Origin of the sequence: Mesorhizobium sp. UC74_2, assembly GCF_042701485.1 — a bacterium.
Taxonomy (GTDB): Bacteria; Pseudomonadota; Alphaproteobacteria; order Rhizobiales; family Rhizobiaceae; genus Mesorhizobium.
This window is the reverse complement of the sequence record NZ_CP170562.1, coordinates 2,620,726-2,638,287: the sequence shown is the minus strand read 5'-3', so window position 1 is coordinate 2,638,287 and position 17,562 is coordinate 2,620,726. Positions and strand designations below refer to the sequence as shown.

17 protein-coding genes and 1 pseudogene are annotated in these 17,562 nt (G+C 61.2%); 10 read left to right on the top strand and 8 right to left on the bottom strand.

From position 1 onward, the window contains the following. Positions 1 to 51 precede the first annotated feature (51 nt). Genes leuC through ACFJIU_RS12730 form a run of 3 tightly spaced genes read left to right on the top strand, consistent with a single transcriptional unit; the run spans position 52 to position 2,998 of the window. Entirely contained in the window at positions 52 to 1,470 is a 1,419-nt protein-coding gene (gene leuC, locus ACFJIU_RS12740) for a 3-isopropylmalate dehydratase large subunit (protein WP_379073074.1), read from the top strand. Between the two features lie 2 nt (positions 1,471 to 1,472). Then, positions 1,473 to 2,084, top strand: a complete 612-nt coding sequence (gene leuD / locus ACFJIU_RS12735) for a 3-isopropylmalate dehydratase small subunit (protein WP_379071931.1) — start codon at positions 1,473 to 1,475, stop codon at positions 2,082 to 2,084. Further along, positions 2,066 to 2,998: an alpha/beta fold hydrolase gene (locus ACFJIU_RS12730; protein WP_379071928.1), complete on the top strand. Its 933-nt coding sequence runs from the start codon at positions 2,066 to 2,068 to the stop codon at positions 2,996 to 2,998. Before leuD ends, ACFJIU_RS12730 begins: the two co-directional genes overlap by 19 nt. Here the strand turns inward: ACFJIU_RS12730 and ACFJIU_RS12725 are convergent. Together ACFJIU_RS12725 and map are read right to left on the bottom strand one after the other, a co-directional pair. Next, entirely contained in the window at positions 2,941 to 3,882 is a 942-nt protein-coding gene (locus tag ACFJIU_RS12725; protein ID WP_379071925.1) for a LysR family transcriptional regulator, read from the bottom strand. The genes ACFJIU_RS12730 and ACFJIU_RS12725 overlap by 58 nt on opposite strands. 132 nt (positions 3,883 to 4,014) lie before the next feature. Continuing rightward, entirely contained in the window at positions 4,015 to 4,845 is an 831-nt protein-coding gene (gene map / locus ACFJIU_RS12720; protein WP_379071922.1) for a type I methionyl aminopeptidase, read from the bottom strand. Positions 4,846 to 5,003: 158 nt separating this feature from the next. Between map and ACFJIU_RS12715 the strand changes: the two genes are divergently transcribed. Continuing rightward, positions 5,004 to 6,518: an ArnT family glycosyltransferase gene (locus ACFJIU_RS12715; protein ID WP_379071919.1), complete on the top strand. Its 1,515-nt coding sequence runs from the start codon at positions 5,004 to 5,006 to the stop codon at positions 6,516 to 6,518. 228 nt (positions 6,519 to 6,746) lie between these two features. Next, positions 6,747 to 7,010, top strand: a complete 264-nt coding sequence (locus tag ACFJIU_RS12710; RefSeq protein WP_379073072.1) for a DUF982 domain-containing protein — start codon at positions 6,747 to 6,749, stop codon at positions 7,008 to 7,010. A 24-nt stretch (positions 7,011 to 7,034) separates the two neighbouring features. Here the strand turns inward: ACFJIU_RS12710 and ACFJIU_RS12705 are convergent, their stop codons facing one another. Beyond that, positions 7,035 to 8,483 carry an aromatic amino acid lyase gene (locus ACFJIU_RS12705; protein ID WP_379071916.1) on the bottom strand — a complete coding sequence of 483 codons (1,449 nt, stop codon included), beginning with the start codon at positions 8,481 to 8,483 and terminating at the stop codon, positions 7,035 to 7,037. Positions 8,484 to 8,516: 33 nt separating this feature from the next. Between ACFJIU_RS12705 and ACFJIU_RS12700 the strand changes: the two genes are divergently transcribed. From ACFJIU_RS12700 to recJ, 4 genes are all read left to right on the top strand, one after another. Next, positions 8,517 to 8,690, top strand: a complete 174-nt coding sequence (locus ACFJIU_RS12700) for a hypothetical protein (RefSeq protein ID WP_379071914.1) — start codon at positions 8,517 to 8,519, stop codon at positions 8,688 to 8,690. 8 nt (positions 8,691 to 8,698) lie between these two features. Beyond that, positions 8,699 to 9,637, top strand: coding sequence for a Dyp-type peroxidase (locus tag ACFJIU_RS12695; RefSeq protein WP_379071912.1), 939 nt, complete (start codon positions 8,699 to 8,701; stop codon positions 9,635 to 9,637). A gap of 253 nt (positions 9,638 to 9,890) precedes the next feature. Continuing rightward, positions 9,891 to 10,874, top strand: a complete 984-nt coding sequence (glpX, locus tag ACFJIU_RS12690) for a class II fructose-bisphosphatase (RefSeq protein WP_144377426.1) — start codon at positions 9,891 to 9,893, stop codon at positions 10,872 to 10,874. Positions 10,875 to 10,936: 62 nt separating this feature from the next. After that, positions 10,937 to 12,721: a single-stranded-DNA-specific exonuclease RecJ gene (recJ, locus tag ACFJIU_RS12685; RefSeq protein ID WP_379071909.1), complete on the top strand. Its 1,785-nt coding sequence runs from the start codon at positions 10,937 to 10,939 to the stop codon at positions 12,719 to 12,721. 20 nt (positions 12,722 to 12,741) lie between these two features. On the opposite strand, the gene ACFJIU_RS12680 is transcribed toward recJ, so the two are convergent. The 3 genes from ACFJIU_RS12680 to folE all read right to left on the bottom strand — a co-directional run bounded on the left by ACFJIU_RS12680 (position 12,742) and on the right by folE (position 14,932). Beyond that, complete coding sequence (locus ACFJIU_RS12680; protein WP_379071906.1) at positions 12,742 to 13,713, bottom strand: patatin-like phospholipase family protein; 972 nt, start codon at positions 13,711 to 13,713, stop codon at positions 12,742 to 12,744. Between the two features lie 85 nt (positions 13,714 to 13,798). Beyond that, positions 13,799 to 14,257: a phosphoribosyl-AMP cyclohydrolase gene (gene hisI, locus ACFJIU_RS12675; protein WP_379071903.1), complete on the bottom strand. Its 459-nt coding sequence runs from the start codon at positions 14,255 to 14,257 to the stop codon at positions 13,799 to 13,801. 36 nt (positions 14,258 to 14,293) lie between these two features. Further along, positions 14,294 to 14,932, bottom strand: a complete 639-nt coding sequence (gene folE, locus ACFJIU_RS12670; RefSeq protein ID WP_379071900.1) for a GTP cyclohydrolase I FolE — start codon at positions 14,930 to 14,932, stop codon at positions 14,294 to 14,296. A 242-nt stretch (positions 14,933 to 15,174) separates the two neighbouring features. Between folE and ACFJIU_RS12665 the strand changes: the two genes are divergently transcribed. Continuing rightward, positions 15,175 to 15,621, top strand: a complete 447-nt coding sequence (locus ACFJIU_RS12665) for an iron-sulfur cluster assembly scaffold protein (protein WP_379071898.1) — start codon at positions 15,175 to 15,177, stop codon at positions 15,619 to 15,621. A 105-nt stretch (positions 15,622 to 15,726) separates the two neighbouring features. On the opposite strand, the gene ACFJIU_RS12660 is transcribed toward ACFJIU_RS12665, so the two are convergent. Both ACFJIU_RS12660 and ACFJIU_RS12655 read right to left on the bottom strand, forming a co-directional pair. Next, complete coding sequence (locus ACFJIU_RS12660; protein WP_379073071.1) at positions 15,727 to 16,794, bottom strand: glycosyltransferase; 1,068 nt, start codon at positions 16,792 to 16,794, stop codon at positions 15,727 to 15,729. A 73-nt stretch (positions 16,795 to 16,867) separates the two neighbouring features. After that, positions 16,868 to 17,432: pseudogene (locus ACFJIU_RS12655) on the bottom strand (polysaccharide biosynthesis/export family protein). Positions 17,433 to 17,562 lie beyond the last annotated feature (130 nt).

Below are 17,562 nucleotides of genomic sequence, written 5' to 3'. Positions count from 1 at the left end.
CACCCGCGTTCGCCGACGCTAACCTTTGCTGCAACAGGCCGGAGGTTGAGGGTGCATAGGGCTCGAACGCTTTACGACAAACTCGTTGATCGTCACACGGTGAGGGAGCTCGACGAGCAGGGTCGGCAGGTCGTTCTCTATGTCGATCGCACCGTGCTGAACGAATACACGTCGCCGCAGGCATTCACCGCCCTTCGCCTAGCCAAGCGTTCCGTCTGGCGGCCAGGCGCGGCTCTCGGCGTTGTGGACCATGTCAATCCGACCGTCGTCGGCCGCATCACCATGCCGGGAGATGCGGCGAAACAGACCGCATATTTCGCCGAGAACTGCCGTGATTTCGGCATCGAGATTTTCGACATGAAGCATGCCATGCAAGGCATCGAGCATGTGGTGATGCCTGAGATCGGCCTGGTGTTGCCGGGCATGGTGATTGCGGCAGGCGACAGCCACACCACCACCTACGGCGCGTTTGGCGCCCTCGGCTTCGGAATAGGAACATCCGATATCGAGCACTACCTGGCAACGCAGACGCTGATCTACAAGCGGCTGGCATCGATGCGTGTCACGCTGGAGGGGCATCTGCCGCCGGGCGTGCGTTCCAAGGATGTCGTCATGGCGTTGATCGAGAAGATCGGCGCTTCGGGCGCGACGGGCTATGCGATCGAATTTCAGGGAGCCGGCATCCGTGCACTCAGCATCGAGGCGCGCATGACATTGTGCAACATGGCTGTCGAGTGCGGTGCACGCGGCGCACTGATCGCGCCTGACGAAAAGGTCATGGACTATCTCTCGCAAACGCCCCGGGCGCCGAAAGGCGAGCTTTGGCGACTGGCGGCTGAAAGCTGGGCATCCTTGCAGACGGATCAGGATGCGGCCTTTGACAGGGAAGTCGTTCTGGCCGCTGGCGAAATCGCACCGATGGTGACCTGGGGGACGAGCCCGGATCAAGCGGTCAAGATCACAGAGTGCGTACCCGATCCCTGTCTGCAACCAGACCCTGTCCGCCGCCAGGCGATCGAGCGTGCTTTGGTTTACATGGATCTCAGACCCGGTCAGCCCGTGGCTTCGATCGAAATCCAGGCGGCATTCATCGGCTCCTGCACCAACGCGCGCATCGAGGATCTGCGCGACGCGGCGCGAATTCTTGAAGGGCGGCAAATCGCGCCGGGTGTGAGGGCGATCGTTGTTCCGGGGTCCATGTCGGTAAGGCGCCAGGCAGAAGCCGAGGGCCTCGACCGCATTTTTACCTCGGCTGGTTTTGAATGGCGGCAATCGGGCTGTTCGATGTGTCTGGCGATGAACGACGACGTCCTCGCCCGTGCGGAGCGGTGTGCGTCCAGCACCAATCGAAATTTCGAAGATCGTCAGGGCGCCGGGGGACGTACGCATCTGATGAGTCCGGCAATGGTTGCGGCATCGGCCGTGGCTGGTCGCCTGGCGGATGTTCGTCAAATCGCGGGTGAACGCTAGAGATGGAAGCCTTCGTCAGAGTGAAGGGTGTTGCGGTACCGCTCGCGGCCAGCAACATCGATACCGATGTCATCATGCCCAAGCAGTTCCTGAAAGGAATAGATCGCAGCGGCCTCGACCGCGGTCTTTTCTATCATCTTCGTTTCGACGAGCAGGGCAAGCCTCGCCCGGAATTCATCCTCAACCGACCGCAATGGCAGGGTGCCGCCTTTCTGATCGCCGGGGCCAATTTTGGCTGCGGGTCCAGTCGGGAGCATGCTGTCTGGGGGCTTATGCAATACGGTATCCGCGCCATCATCGCGGAGAGCTTCGCTGGCATTTTCTTCGACAATTGCGCCCGCAACGGCCTGCTTGCAATTGAACTCGGTGAGCCTGACGTCCGGCGTTTGCAGGACCTAGCCGGTTTGCCCGGGGACAATGTGCTCACCATCGATCTGGACAGCCAGACCGTCTGCGGCCGGGACCTGGAGATCGGTTTCGAGATCGAGGCAATACGCAAGAACGCCTTGCTCAAGGGGCTTGATGCCGTTGGCCAGACGCTTGAGTTGAGCGATGAGATCAGCGCCTTCGAACGCAGGCATCTGCGGGAAAATCCATGGTTGAACGCGAACTGACTGCTGAAAAACCGCTGGTGTCGATCGGACCGTCGGCATTCCTCGAAGGCTTCGATCTGTTCGATTTCAACGCTGCGGCGGAAACGAGGCTGCGTTTTGCAATCGCCGGCGAGGGGGCGCCGCTCCTGCTTCTTCACGGGCATCCGCAGACGCATGTGACCTGGCGAAAGGTCGCTCCTGTACTTGCCCGCCACTTTACGGTGATCGCGGCCGACCTGCGCGGATATGGCGACAGCGGCAAGCCATCGGGCGGAGATGACCATGTCAACTACTCCAAGCGGGCGATGGCCAGGGATCAGGTCGAGCTGATGCGGGCCCTGGGGTTCGACCGCTTTGTCGTGGCGGGACATGATCGGGGTGGACGTGTCGCCCACCGCATGGCGCTCGATCATCCCGATGCAGTCACCAGGCTTGCCGTGCTGGACATCGCGCCGACCGCAACGATGTATGCGCGCACCAACCGGGAATTCGCCACACGGTACTTCTGGTGGTTCTTGCTAATCCAGCCTTACCCGTTGCCGGAGCGACTGATCGCTGCCGATCCGGAATATTTTCTGCAGGCACATCTTGGCCGGCAAAACGGCTCTGCGCATGCAACCGAGCCCGAGGTCATGGCGGAATACCTGCGCTGCTATCGCGACCCGATGACACAGCATGCCGTTTGCGAAGATTACCGGGCGGCGGCCGGTATAGATCTTGTCCATGACGCCGCGGACGACGACAAACGCATCGCCGTACCTTTGCTTGCCATGTGGGGCGCGCGCGGGACCGTCGGCACGCTTTATGACGTCGAACAGACCTGGCGGGAGAAGGCGCTGGACGTCAGGGGCAGGGCGCTGGACTGCGGCCACAATCTTCAGGAAGAATGCCCTGCTCTGGTGACGGAAGAGCTGTTGTCGTTCTTTGCAGCCTGATCCCGGTCGCGCAGCAAGCGCTGCCAGAAGCGTTCCGCTGTCTGGGTCTGCCGCGCCCTGGAGCGAAAAAGATGGATGTCGATCGAGACCTCGTCCTCCGGCAGCCCGATCTTCACCAACCGTCCTGACGCGATATCCTCGGCCACCAGGCTGAGAGGCGACCACGCCAGCCCGCGCCCGTCGCGTGCCATCGCCACCAGCATGGTGGCAAGATGCGATGAAAAGACAGGTTCCGGCGGCAGGCTCCTGCCGCTCTGTTCCCACGCGGCATTCAGGATGCGGCCCATGCCGGATTCCGCAGAATAAGCGAGATAGGGTCCATTCTCCATGAGCTCGTCCGATGCCAGGGATGGTGCGGCAACGGGTACGAGGATGTCCGTGCCAAGCGGTACGGACCGAAATCGATCCCCTGTCAGTCTGTTGAATGCAGCGGTGTGATGATGGCACAGGAGAAACTGGCTTCGCCCCTCGATCATGAGCTGTTCACAGCGCACCATTGAATCCGCGATCAGCTGCACGGAAGCCATCAATGGTTCGTCACTTTCAAGCCTGCGCAGCCACGGTGGGAAGAAGGTCAACGACAGGGCGTGTGTCGATGCAAAGACCAGCGTTTCCGTCGCTGCCTGGGCGGCGCTCATCGCATCACGGCGCGCTGTCTCGAGTTGCCGAAGGATCTCCTCGGCGAATGGCTTGAGCCGCTCTCCGGCGTTGGTTAGCTCGATCGAATGCGAACTTCTGTCGAAAAGCGGCGTGCCGACCCATTCCTCCAGGCATTTGATCCTCCTGCTGAAGGCCGGTTGGCTGATGGCCCGCCGCTCGGCGGCGCGCGAAAATCCGCCCTCGCGGATCACCGCAAGAAAATCCAGGAGCCAGACTGTATCCATGCTTGATTCCCCAAGCAGCGAGGCGGGCTATCAGGCCAGCGACCGGCGCATGCTTTCCCCGTGCCTGTCATAGACCGCTGCCCTTGAACGTGTCTCCGGCGCGGGAGCAGAGGCACCTTCACCCGGATCTGGTTACAGGGGCGGAAGGCCCGGCCGGTCGAGCCCCTTCGGCGACAGCGTGAAGATCTCGCAGCCGGTTTCGGTCACGCCGATCGTGTGTTCATACTGCGCTGAAAGCGAACGGTCCCGGGTTACTGCGGTCCAGCCGTCGGAAAGAACCTTCACATGCGGCCGGCCGAGATTGATCATCGGTTCCACCGTGAAGATCATGCCGGGACGCATTTCCACGCCTTCATTGGCATGGCCGTAGTGGAGGATGTTCGGAGCGTCATGAAACAAGCGGCCGACGCCATGACCGCAGAAGTCCCGCACGACCGAGCAGCGTTCACCCTCGGCATAAACCTGGATGGCCTGGCCGATGGCGCCGGTACGCACGCCGGGACGGATGACGGCAAGGCCGCGCATCAGGCATTCATGCGTCACTTCCATCAGCCGTTCGGCCGCGCGCTTGACGGCACCAACCGGATACATACGGCTGGAATCGCCGTGCCATCCGTCGAGGATGTAGGTAACGTCTATGTTGACGATATCGCCGTCGCGCAACGGCTTGTCGTCGGGAATGCCATGGCAGACAACGTGGTTGATCGAGGTGCAGGACGATTTCGTATAGCCGCGGTAGTTGAGCGTGGCCGGCAGCGCGCCGTGGTCCATGCCGAATTCGAAGACAAAACGGTCTATCGTATTCGTGGTAACGCCGGGTTTTACGATGTCGACCAGTTCATCCAGGCATTGCGCAGTCAGCCGGCAAGCCTTGCGCATGCCGGCGAAGCTTTCCTCATTGTAGAGCCTGATCTGGCCGGTGTTGCGCAGCGGGGCCGTTTCGGCGTCTAGATAGGTAACCATGGATATCCGGAAGCAGTTTGTTTCGGGCAGGTTATCATGTGACACCGATGGTGTCGTTCTTCAACCTTTGCGTTGCATTGGGCGCGAGACAGGTGGCGTTTGACCATGCTAGATGCCGATTGCTGGGGGAGATAGGCATCTAGACGGGACGGTATTCCGTGTCGGGTATCCTCAGGCAACTGCTCGGCTGGCCGGGCTGGCGCGCATCTCCCGCGCAATGGCAGATCAACATGCTGGAAGGATGGGCCAGATATTGGCCCCTTTTCGTTCTCGGCGTGGGGCTGCTGTTCTATTTTCCGTATCTGGGGCTGCGTCCGCTGCGTTTCGAGGAAGGCCGGCGCGCGCTGCAGGTTCTGGAAATGCTGGATGGCGGCGCCGGGTGGCATCTCAAATTCATTGGCACGCCCTACATCAACAAACCGCCTTTCACGCCCTGGCTGATGGCAGCGGTGACAGAGTTGCGCGGCGTGTTGGACGAGGTCTCCGTCCGCCTGCCGGGCGTGATCGCTGCATTGGCCGGCGCGCTTTCGGCCAGTGCCGCCGCCCTTGTTCTTGCCCCACGCGATCGCACGGTGGCGGCTCTCGCGGCCGGATTGGCCTTCCTCTGCTCGGTGCAGATCCTGCTGAAGGCGCGCATCGGCGAGACGGACGTCACCGCAACGGCTCTTTGTGGCATGGCGCTGGCACTCTGGCTGCATGGCCGCGCACGTCGGCGTTTCGGGCTTGCGCTCTGGCTTGGTATCACGGCTCTCCTTGCCTGTGCGGCGATGACCAAGGGGCCGATTCCCATCATGTTTTCGGCGCTGCCGATGATCGTCCTGCCCCTGCTCGAACGGAAGCCGCGCGATGCCGTTGCTGCCGTTGTTGTCATCGTGCTTGCGCATCTGCCGATGTTGGCGTGGGTCTGGTCGAACCGTCTTGACGCGGGCGCCACGCATTGGGTCAACGAAATGCGGCTCGGTGGCGAGATCGGTGGCGACAACCAACTGAGCCGCCTGCTGCATCTCAGCGATCTGCCCTTAGCTGTCCTCTATCAGTTGCCGTTCCTGCCAGCAGCGGTTGCCTTGGCTGTGGCACGCGTTGACTTGCCGCGCGAGCGGCGCTGGATCGTCGATGCGCTGCTTCTTGCCGCCGTGCCGATGAGCGTGCTCACAACCATTCTGCCGATCGGGCGGACTCGCTATTCCATGCCGGCCACATGGCCGCTCGCCGTCATGGCCGGGCTGTGGATATCGATGAACTGGCGCCGGCTCTATTTCGCCCATTTCATCATCGGTGCCGGTTTGACCATCGCCGTCGTCGTGCAACTTGTTCAGATTGTCGTCACCGATGGGCGAACGAGCGGACAGCGCCAACTGCGCGCGGACGTCGAGGCATTTTCTGTTGTGATGAAAAGCCTGCCGCCGGGGCCAATGCCGGTGGTCTGGGATCGCGATCACATGAACGAGAACATTCTGGTCTACGGTCACCGCAAGATGTTTGAGCTGCGCCCCGATGAACTCGATTGTCAGGTGGCAAGCGGCTACCTGGTCGCCGGCGCTTCGGATATCGCGGTGATGGAAGCCTCGCCGAATTGGGTCAAGGTTGAGCCGTTATCGGATTGGGGTGCGCTCTACAGGCGGGTTCAGGAAACGCCAACGCGAGACTGCAAGCCGCGCTTCGCCCCCGCCTGATCGGTGCTGCAACCCTGGCGTTTGCTTCGTCGGCGTGGATTGTAACCGTAGGCGGCGCCGTGCGGACGGTTGTGTTGCAGATATGCAACCGGTGGTCGCGCTCTCGCCACAATTCACCATAAAAGGCCTTGGCAAGGAACTTCCGCCCAGAAAAGACGTTCACGCCCCGGGTGGAGGCAGTCGAGAGGCATTGTCATGCGCGAATTGCAGTTTGCCGTACCCGTTCGCATTGTTCCCACTCCAGACCAGCCGGTCGAGGAGATCTATGGCGTGGAGCAGGCGATGGACTTCCTGTCCGAGTGGCCAACGGGCAAGCAGGGCAAGCTGTATCAGACAGCCTTCAATGCCTGTTTTGGCGCCAGCGTCGGCATCACGACCTCGGAGGAGGCATGTCGTGCGTTCGCGGCTTTCTGCCGTGCCAGCGGCATTATCGCCAAGGACATGATGCGGCCGCGCAAGCGCGGTGATGAAACGGAAATGCTGCCGATTTGATCGTCCGGAACGCTGAGCCCGCACCTAGGGCTTGAACGTTTCTGCGGTAAAGTGCCGTGCAAGCTGCCCCAGCTCTGGTCCAAGGATCCTGTCCTGCTGCACCGGCGGCACGAAAGAGCGCACCTCATCCATGAACTGTGCAAGCCGAGGCGGCGCGTTGCGCCTGGTGGCATGAAACGCCTGCGAGGCAACGACTGAAAGGCTCGCCAGGCAGGCATCGAGATACCGGCCAGCTTTCTCTTCTTTTGTCCAGGCGATGAAGGCCGTCGTTGCCACGTCATCCTGACCTGAGCCGGCCGACTCCGTGCCGGGTATGAGGGTCGTCTGCGCCGCCAGTTTCGCCTGTTCGAGATATCCCGTTGAAGCCATCGGCACATAACCGAGAGCCCCATGTCCATCGCTGTCGCTCGGATGCCGATCGACCATGAGCAGATTGGGTAGGTGCGATACCGTACCGTTCAGCAGCTTGGATCCATGGCGATCGCACAGCAGGCAAAGATCCGCCCAGATCGCCGCCAGGTCGTCGAGAGCGGGTGCTGCCATGGCATTGTGATAGCCGCCGGTACTGATGCAGCGGCCGTAGACATGTTTGTCGTCCGGCGGGACGAAGACGGGATTGTCGGAGGCCGAACGCAGCGAAATTGTCGCTGCGCGTTCGGCTGCGGAAAGGGCGCGGTGTGCCTGACCGAGAACCCGCGGCACGATACGGAAGCTGACGGGTGCCTGGTAGTTGCGCCGCTCGTTTGTTCCGCCTTCGAGGAGATTGCGCAGGCCACTCAAAGCCGCGGCTTCGTGCTCGTCGCCCCAGAGGCTCTCAAGCACTGCGTCATAGTGCTCGAGCGGTGCCCGGAATGCCTCGATCGAAAGAGCGAAGACCTGTTCGGCCCGTTGCAATCGTCGCCTCGCGGCGATCGCGCTGTCGGCAACGAGTGCCGCCGCGCATGGCGAGCCGTTGATCAGCGAGCCACGTTCCTTGACTTCGAGATCGAGGCGCGATGTCAGTTCGGCAAACAGAGGGTAGAGGGCGAGGATTTCTCCGGCCCCGCCTTGGCCGGAAGAGGCAACCGTTGGCATTGGCCGGCCGTCGAGCATATCCGCCACCGCAAGCGCTATCCGGGGAGTGGTTGCCGCATGGCCCTCCAGGAAGTTGGCCAGCCGTGCAAACACCATGGCGCGCACGACACGCTCAGGGAAGGGGTCGCCAAAGGAGGTCGCGGCGGCGAAGGCCTTTATTCGGGCATGACGCTCGCGTTCGTCTCTCGAGAGACGCGTATGGGCAAGCTCGCCCATTGCCGTCGTCACGCCGTAGATGACGAGTGAGGGATCTTTGTCGATAAGGTTGAGGAATGCGGTTCGGCAGCGGGCGATTTCGGAAAGGGCGGCGTCGCTGAGCGTTACCGGCTCGTTCTGCCAGGCGACACGCAATACGGTCTCGAGGTTGATATCCTGTCTGGTTGTAACGACGACTGTCATCGGAGCGTCCCCAATATGCTCAGGAGACACGAAGTGCTGCTGTTGCGCTTCGGTGGTCAAGGCCCCCGAGGAGGCATCCCGATGGGCCAGTTCCGATCAGCAGGCGGCATCGGAAATTCGGAAAACACCGCAATCATGGGTATCGAAACTTGTAGATCGACCTTCGCCGTTGCATCGTATCGGTTGCTGACGCTCGATGATGGTTGATGGACAAAATGGTCTCAAGTCTTCCCTCCCCAGTCTCACAATCGGTTGCCAGCAGGCTTACGCGCGCCGCCATTTTCCTGGTGGTGACGATCAATCCCGGGCCGGAGGCAGAGGAAACGGTTCGCGACCTTTGTGCGGATCTGTCGAGCTTGCTGCGCGGTGTCGGTTTCCGTGATCTCGAAGGGCAGCTCTCCTGTGTCATGGGGTTTGGTTCGCAGGCCTGGGACAGGCTGTTTGGTGTGCCAAGGCCAAGGGATCTGCATCCATTCCGTGAAATTCATGGCGTACACCGCGCGGTTTCAACTCCTGGCGACATACTTTTTCATCTGCGTGCTGCGAGCATGGATCTGTGCTTCGAGCTGGCCACGCACATCATGTCGCGGTTGAGCGGCGCCGTCGCCACCGTGGACGAAGTGCACGGCTTCAAGTTTTTCGACGATCGCGACCTGATCGGCTTCGTCGACGGCACTGAGAATCCAGTCGACCAGGCGGCTGTGGATGCCACCATCATCGGCGAGGAAGATGCGCCTTTCGCCGGCGGCAGCTATGTGATCGTCCAGAAGTACCTGCATGACGTCGAGCGGTGGAACAAGGTTCCTGTCGAAGAGCAGGAGAACATCATCGGGCGCCACAAGCTCTCCGACATCGAGCAGCGCGACTCAGAAAAGAAACCCTATGCCCACAATGTCCTGACCTCGATCGAGGAAGACGGAAAGCAACTGCAGATCCTGCGTGACAACATGCCCTTCGGCGAGATCGGCAAGGGTGAGTTCGGCACCTATTTCATCGGTTACGCCCGCTCCCCGCATCGCATCGAGAAAATGCTCGAGAACATGTTCGTCGGCAATCCGCCAGGCACCTATGACCATCTGCTCGACTTCAGCCGTGCGGTCACGGGTTGCCTGTTCTTCGTGCCGACGGCAGACTTCCTGGATGACGTCGCGTGAAGGCCGGAGACATCGCGTCTTGCACGGCCCATCAGGTTGGATGATTGGCAAGGTTGCCATGGCGAACACTGCAACCTGATCAAGGACAAATAAGGCGCGCCGCCGCAGCAGAAAATGCCGGTATCTCTTTCAATCGATTGATATTGTTTCTTGGTCGGGAAAGCTTCTCTCCAGGTCTTGCTGTTGTCATGAGGCTTTGACACAAGAAGCGCGCCTGCGCCTTTGGCGCGTTGCAAATGAGGATTTCCACTTCATGAATGCTGTTTCGAACACGATCGCCGGTCTCGACCGAATTCTCACCATGGAACTGGTGCGCGTCACCGAGCGTGCCGCCGTTGCCGCAGCAAGGCTGCGCGGGCGCGGCGATGAGAAGGCGGCCGATCAGGTCGCGGTCGATGCCATGCGGTCTGAGTTGAACCGCCTCAACATCAAGGGCACCGTAGTGATCGGTGAGGGCGAACGCGATGAAGCGCCGATGCTCTACATCGGTGAAGAGGTGGGTACCGGCAAGGGACCGGCGGTGGATATCGCACTGGACCCGCTGGAAGGCACCACGATCTGCGCCAAGAACCTGCCGAATGCGCTGGCCGTCATCGCGATCGCCGAAAAGGGCAGCCTGCTGTTCGCTCCGGATGTCTACATGGACAAGATCGCCATCGGTCCCGGCTATCCGGAAGGCACCATCGACATCGACGCTTCCCCGGCCGACAACATTGCCAGCCTTGCCAAGGCGAAAGGTGTGCCGGTGAACGAGGTCACGGCTTGCATTCTCGACCGTCCGCGCCACGCCAAGCTGATCGAGGCGGTGCGCGCAACCGGTGCGGCCATCCGCCTGATCGGCGACGGCGATGTCGCCGGCGTCATCCACACCACCGATCCGGAAGAGACCGGTATCGACATCTATATCGGCTCGGGTGGTGCGCCTGAAGGTGTTCTTGCCGCTGCAGCCTTGCGCTGCACCGGCGGCCAGATGCAGGGCCGCCTGATCCTCGACACACCTGAGAAGGTGGCGCGCGCCGCCAAGATGGGCATCTCGGATCCGAACAAGGTCTATCGCGTCGACGAGATGGCGCGCGGCGATGTATTGTTCGCGGCTACAGGCGTCACCGACGGCAATATGCTCGCCGGCGTGAAGTTCGGCCGCAACTACATCACCACCGACACGATCGTGCTGCGTTCCTCTTCGCGTACGGTACGTGAGATCAAGGCTCGCCATCAGGACCTCGATAAGTTTTGATTTTTGTCGGTTTCACCGTATTGAGCCGTCATGTGGCTCAATACGGTGAATGGTAGCCCCGCATGACCGGTGAAAAGCGGTTCTTCCTCGACGTCCGGCGATCCGCTACCGGACTTGCATGGGTGCATAGGCTGTCCGAACGGCAGGATATGACCGCTCTGGCCATCGCCCAGGGCCACGGCGTGCCGGACATCGTTGCGCGCGTGCTGGCAGGGCGGGGCGTAACCGCCGTCGGCACCGAGCGTTTCCTGGATCCCACCATCCGCGATCTCTTGCCGGACCCCGCATCGCTGACTGACATGGACAAGGCGGCGGCGCGCCTTGCCGAGGCGGTCATCCGTGGCGAAAGGGTGGCCATCTTCGGTGACTATGACGTCGACGGTGCGGCCTCTTCGGCATTGCTCAAGCTCTTCCTGGCGCATTTCTCGGTGCCGTCGGAGATCTACATTCCGGATCGCATCTTCGAGGGCTACGGTCCCAACCCCGACGCAATGCGCGAGCTGGTCGGACGAGGAGCGAGCCTCATCGTCACCGTCGATTGCGGCACCAACAGCGCGGCTTCCATCGACGCCGCCAAGGAGGCCGGGGCCGATGTCGTGGTGCTGGACCATCATCAGGTTGGCGGCGCGCTGCCAGCAGCCACCGCCATCGTCAATCCCAACCGCGAGGATGATCTTTCCGGCCAGGGGCACCTGTGTGCGGCCGGCGTGGTTTTTCTGACATTGGTGCAGACTGCCAAGCTGCTGCGGGAACGAGTGCCTGATGCGCCGAAGCCCGATCTGCTCGGCATGCTCGATCTCGTCGCCCTGGCAACGGTCTGTGATGTCGTTCCCCTCGTCGGCGTCAACCGCGCCTTCGTTGTCAAAGGCTTGCAGGTCATACGCCAGCAAAGGAATGTCGGTCTGGCAGAACTGGCGCGTGTTTCGCGCATCGGCGAACCGGTGAACACCTTCCATCTCGCCTTCCTGATCGGCCCGCGTATCAATGCCGGTGGTCGTATTGGCGATGCTGCTCTGGGCAGCCGTCTTCTGGCGACGGATGATCCCGTGGAAGCTCGTACCATCGCTGAAACCCTCGACCGGCTGAATCAGGAGCGCCAGACCATGGAGCAGGAGATGCTTGCCCAGGCGCGCGCCGAGGCTGATGCCGAATTGGTTGGCGGGGAGGGCCCTGCGGTGATCGTCACGGCTTCCGATAGCTGGCATCCTGGCATTGTCGGGCTGATCGCATCGCGGCTGAAGGAGCATGCACGGCGACCATCCTTTGCCATCGCCTTCAATGCCAACGGTACCGGCACCGGTTCGGGTCGGTCGGTTGTCGGTTTCGACCTCGGCAGGCTGGTGCGTGAGGCCGCGGAGGCAGGTCTGATCGTCAAGGGCGGAGGTCATGCCATGGCGGCGGGCATCACTGTCGAACGCGAAAAGCTTGGTGCCTTGCGCGCCTTCTTCGAGGACCGCGCGGCCGCTGACGTGTTCCGCCTGCGCGACGAGGAAACCCTTCTGGTCGACGGCGCGCTGGCGGCGGAAGGAGCCACGCTTACGTTGCTGGACACGCTGGAAAAGGCAGGGCCATATGGTACGGGCCATGTGCCGCCGCTGTTCGTGCTGCCGCGCCATCGGCTGGCCGATGCGCGGGCTGTCGGCACAAACCACATCCGTGTGGACCTGACCTCCGAAAGCGGAGGACGCATCCAGGCGATGGCCTTCCGCGCAGTAGACACCACTTTGGGTGAATTCCTGTTCAAGAACAGGGGCAAGACCCTGCATGTCGCGGGGTCCGTTTCGGGCAACTACTGGAATGGCAATCGCAGCGTGCAGTTCCGCATCACCGATGCGGCAATAGCCTGATCCTTGCTTCGAAGAGCCGGCTAAGCGAGGACGGCCTGCAGTCGTTTCAACTCGTCGATGTGTGCCATCGTAGCTTCATAACCAAGGCGGATCGCCTCATCGGCACGATGGAATTCGGCCAGGCCGATATGACCGAGCTTCGGCTGCAGTGACAGATCTGGCGGATCGCCGGCCATGCGGGCACGCGAAATGCGATCCTGGATGATGTTGAAGGCCTCCACCATCATGCCGGTAATGCCTAGCCGCGTTCCCTGCTCGGTGGCATTGGGGTCGAAGCGCGCTGGCCTTTTAGCGTCCTTCTGTATGACGAGTTCACCGGCATTGTGCTTGATGACTGCGGCGCGACCGAAGAGATCGTAGTGGAGGTTGACCGCCACCACCATAGGCTGCTCGTAGGCGCGGCACACGGAAACCGGAACCGGATTCACCAGCGCGCCGTCGGCCAGGATACGGCCATTGCAGTTGACCGGTTCGAAGACCCCCGGCAGCGCATAGGACGCCCGCATCGCCGTGACCATCGACCCCTGGTTGATCCAGATTTCGTGGCCCGTCCGGACCTCTGTCGCGACGGCAACGAACGGCTTTGGTAGTCCTTCGATGCGGATCCCATCAAGATGCTCGCGCAGTCGCGCGTCCAGCTTCATGCCGCCGAACAGGCCATTGCCGCGCAGATTGATGTCGAGCAGGCCAAAGATACGGCGCCGGGTCAGACCGCGCGCGAATTCTTCCAGTTCATCCAGCTTGCCGGCAAGATAGCAGCCGCCAACCAACGCGCCGATCGAAGTTCCAGCGATCATGGAGATTTCGAGGCCGACCTCGTCGAGTGCCCGCAATACTCCGATGTGGGCCCAGCCACGCGCTACGCCGCCACCGAGGGCCAACGCTATGCCGCACTTGCTGGGATGCTTATGCGCCGGTGCTCCGTCGGACGCCGACGGGTCATTCGCTTCGCGAGCGATCCCCCTGCCACGCAATGACGCCCATTCGAGCATCACAGTCTCCCTTAACCCACGACCATCTTATACAACGGCCGTATCGAAATCGTGAATCGGGCAAAGTTGCGTCCCGGAGGGAGAATCAACGAGGCTTCCGATAGGTCTCATGCGCATCGAACAGCGGCACGCTACCGTCGCTGGCGAGTGTCCCCTTGCCATCGACAAGCGCTACTGTCCGATAGAAGCAAGAACGCCGGCCCGTATGACAGGTTGCATCGTGGCCTGTCACATTTACGCGAAGCCATATCGCGTCCTGGTCGCAATCTGTCCTGATCTCGGCGACTTGCTGGAAATTACCTGACGTTTCGCCCTTTTTCCAAAGTGCGTTGCGCGAGCGCGACCAGTAATGAGCAATCCCGGTTTCCAGCGTCAGGGCGAGCGCCTGTGCGTTCATATGCGCTACCATCAGGAGCATGCCGTCGCTGGCATCGGTAACGACCGCGGTAACCAAGCCGTTGGCGTCAAAGCGCGGGGTAAAAGCCTCGCCTTCCTCCAGTTGAAGCTTGTCGCTGGACGGTTCGGGAAATTGCAAAGCGGTCATCGCCGGATCCTGGAAGTCTGGAGCCGGCGAAGCGGATCAAATTCCGCTACCGGCGCGCACCATGGTAACAAACCGGATCTGTTCCTCGGGATTGTCCCGGAAAGTGCCGGTAAATGTGGAAGTCAGGGTTGTCGACCCCTGCTTGCGGATGCCGCGCATGGCCATGCACATATGCTCGGCCTCGACCATCACCGCAACGCCACGCGGATTTAGCACGTCCTGGATGACACCGGCAATCTGCGCGGTCAGCGCTTCCTGGGTCTGCAGGCGGTGCGCGAAGATATCGACGACACGGGCGATTTTCGAAAGCCCGACGACCTTGCCATCCGGCAGATAGCCGACATGTGCCTTGCCGATGATCGGCACCATGTGGTGCTCGCAATGCGAATGGAACTTGATGTCGCGCACGATGACGAGGTCGTCATAGCCCGCGACTTCCTCGAAGGTGCGGCCGAGTTCTTCGGCCGGGCACATGTCATAGCCGCCGAACATCTCGCGATAGGCCTTGGCTACGCGCTTGGGCGTGTCGACCAGCCCCTCACGGTCCGGATTGTCCCCGGTCCAGCGCAAAAGCGTGCGGACCGCCGCCTCGACTTCCTCCTGGCTGGGCCGGTCGGTGACCGGCCTATCCATATAGGCCGACTGCGGCATGATCTTCTTGATGGCGGCATCCATGAAAGGCATCTCCCGTAGTTCCCTTCATAGAGGGAACGAGTTGAACGGACCACTGCCTTTTGCGGTAGCGGAAACCCCACCCGGTTTCCCGCCCGAAAGCGGCGTGAAAAAAGGCCGGTTGAAGCGACTGCCCATCGCCTTGTCGTCACCGGACCCACGGCATTATATATGGTCGTGCTGAGCGAATGAAAGATACGCCAGCAGTATTCGATGATCGTGCCAGCACGGCGGGCTGAAACATTATGATCGACGACGTCTACAACGCGAAAATTCTTGGCTTTGCCGGAAATATCGGCCGTATCGGCCGTTTGGAGCATCCCGACGCGACAGCCAAGGCCCACTCCAAGCTGTGCGGCTCGACCGTGGTGGTCGATATTGCCATGCAGGACGGTATCGTTACCGATTTCGCGCATGACGTGAAGGCGTGCGCCCTTGGCCAGGCGTCCTCCTCCATCATGGCTGCCAACGTTGTCGGCGCGACCGCACAGGAGTTGCGCGCAGTGCGCGAGGCGATGTGGAAGATGCTGAAGGAAAATGGCGCACCGCCCGAAGGCCGTTTTGCCGATCTGAAGTATCTGGAGCCGGTGCGCGACTACAAGGCGCGTCACGCTTCCACGATGCTGACCTTCGACGCGGTCGTCGATGCGATTGGCCAGATCGAAGAGAAAAGCGCCGAAGCCGCCGCCTGATCCGGAGTATTTCCGTTTTCACGGGAACGCTGTAGCTGATTGTTTTGACGCAATCCCTGACGCAAAACCGCTACGCGCTTGTTCTGAGATTGCTCGTTGGGAGAGCTAGCCAGCCAAGGCCGCGAAATACGCTTTTTCGATTTCTGCTGCCATGACGTCGGCGCCGAATCGTGACTTCAGCACACTGGTTTGTGGCATTGCCTGGCGGTAGGCATCCAGATCCGTCAGTGCCTGGTCCATTTTCTCGCCGATTTCGATGGCATCCGGCTGCACGAGGGCAGGGGAACCAGGGCCGAAGATTTCCGGTATGCCGCCGACCGCGCTGGCGATCATCGGCTTTCCCGCCGCGAGTGTTTCGAGCACGATGTATGGCATCGCTTCGGCGCGCGAAGGCACCACGACGACATGAGCCAATGCGAAAGCCCTACGAGCCGGCATCGGTGGGAAAAAGCGAATGCGGTTGTCCAGGCCAAGCCGCTTCACCTGGGCATGATAGCGCGGCAGATCATCGCCATCGCCGACCATCACGGCGCTGATGGGACGTTCGGTGCGAATCTCTGCTTGGGCGAGAGCGTCGATGAAGATGTCCGGGCCCTTCAGGTCACGCATCATGCCGATATAGAGAAGATCGGCGGCGTCCGTATTTGCGGCAACAGGCTCGAACTCGCCATCACGCAAGCCGTTGTATACCAGCACGTTCGGTACACGCGGTTCCCCGACCTTGCGCCGGTAAGCCTGCCGCTCATAGTCGGAAACGAACAGCAGGTAGTCGGTGAAGAAAGCCATCGTCCGCTCGATTGCGAAGAACAGCTTTCCTGTCGCCGTGCGCTCGTCATAGTGCAGGCTGCCGCCATGCGGCGAATAGAGGCGGGCCACGCGAGACCTTGAAACCCGCAACAGTGAGCCGAACAGGCGCGCGTAGGCACCGCCCTTGGCGCCATGGCCATGGAGCACGTCCGGTTGCAATTCCTTGATGATCTTGAAGGTTCGCCAGGCTGAAGCGGCGTCCCCCGGACCGATGTGCCGTTGCATGGGAGTGCGATGCACGCCAAGCGCCAGCGTATCTTTCATGTCTTCAAACAGTGCTTCCTCGAAAGCTCCCCCGGTTGTCGAATCGCAGACGATGCCTACCTGGTGACCGGCAGCGGCCTGCGCATCGGCTAGATCGCGCACATGGCGGAAGATACCGCCGACCGGTGAGCGAAAGCAGTGAACGATACGGAGCGAAGAGGGGGATGCCACGTGATCAGAACAGGCGTTCGCGAACGTAGACAGTGTCACCTGGAAGCAACGGGTCGGATGTTACGACCTGCCCAGTCATCACCTTTCCATTGATGTCGCGTGTAACATCGACATCCGATTGATTGGCGCGAGCCGAGAAGCCACCGGCAATGGCGACGGCTTTCTGCACGGTCAAACCGGGCACATAGGAATATTGGCCGGGAGCGCCCACTTCACCCATGACGAAGATCGGACGGTAGCGGTCGATCTCGACAGAGACATCGGGATCGCGCAGGTAGCCCTGCCGCAGCTTGACGGCGAGGGCCTTTTCGAGCTGCTGGGCCGTGCTGCCGCGTGCCGGCACCGGGCCAACGAGCGGGAAGGAAATAAAGCCAGACTGGTCGACATTATAGGTATTGGTCAGGCCGTCCTGCTCGAAGACGGTTACCCGCACGCGATCACCGGCGCCGAGTTCGATAGGGCTGTGTAAGCGCATCATGGAAAGCCGGCGGTGTCGGCCGGTAACTGGTGCAGCCCGCGAGCAGCGATACTGCAAGCAATGCGCGAAGGAGCGGGGCGGATTTTCTCATCACCAGATACATGCCTTCGACTGGTCGCCGGATGATCGGCAGACGTTCAGGATCGAGTCTCGTTATCGGTCTGTTAGGGTTAATGGCCGGTAAAATTTGGTGCCGCGAAATATGAGCAGATGCTGATTTT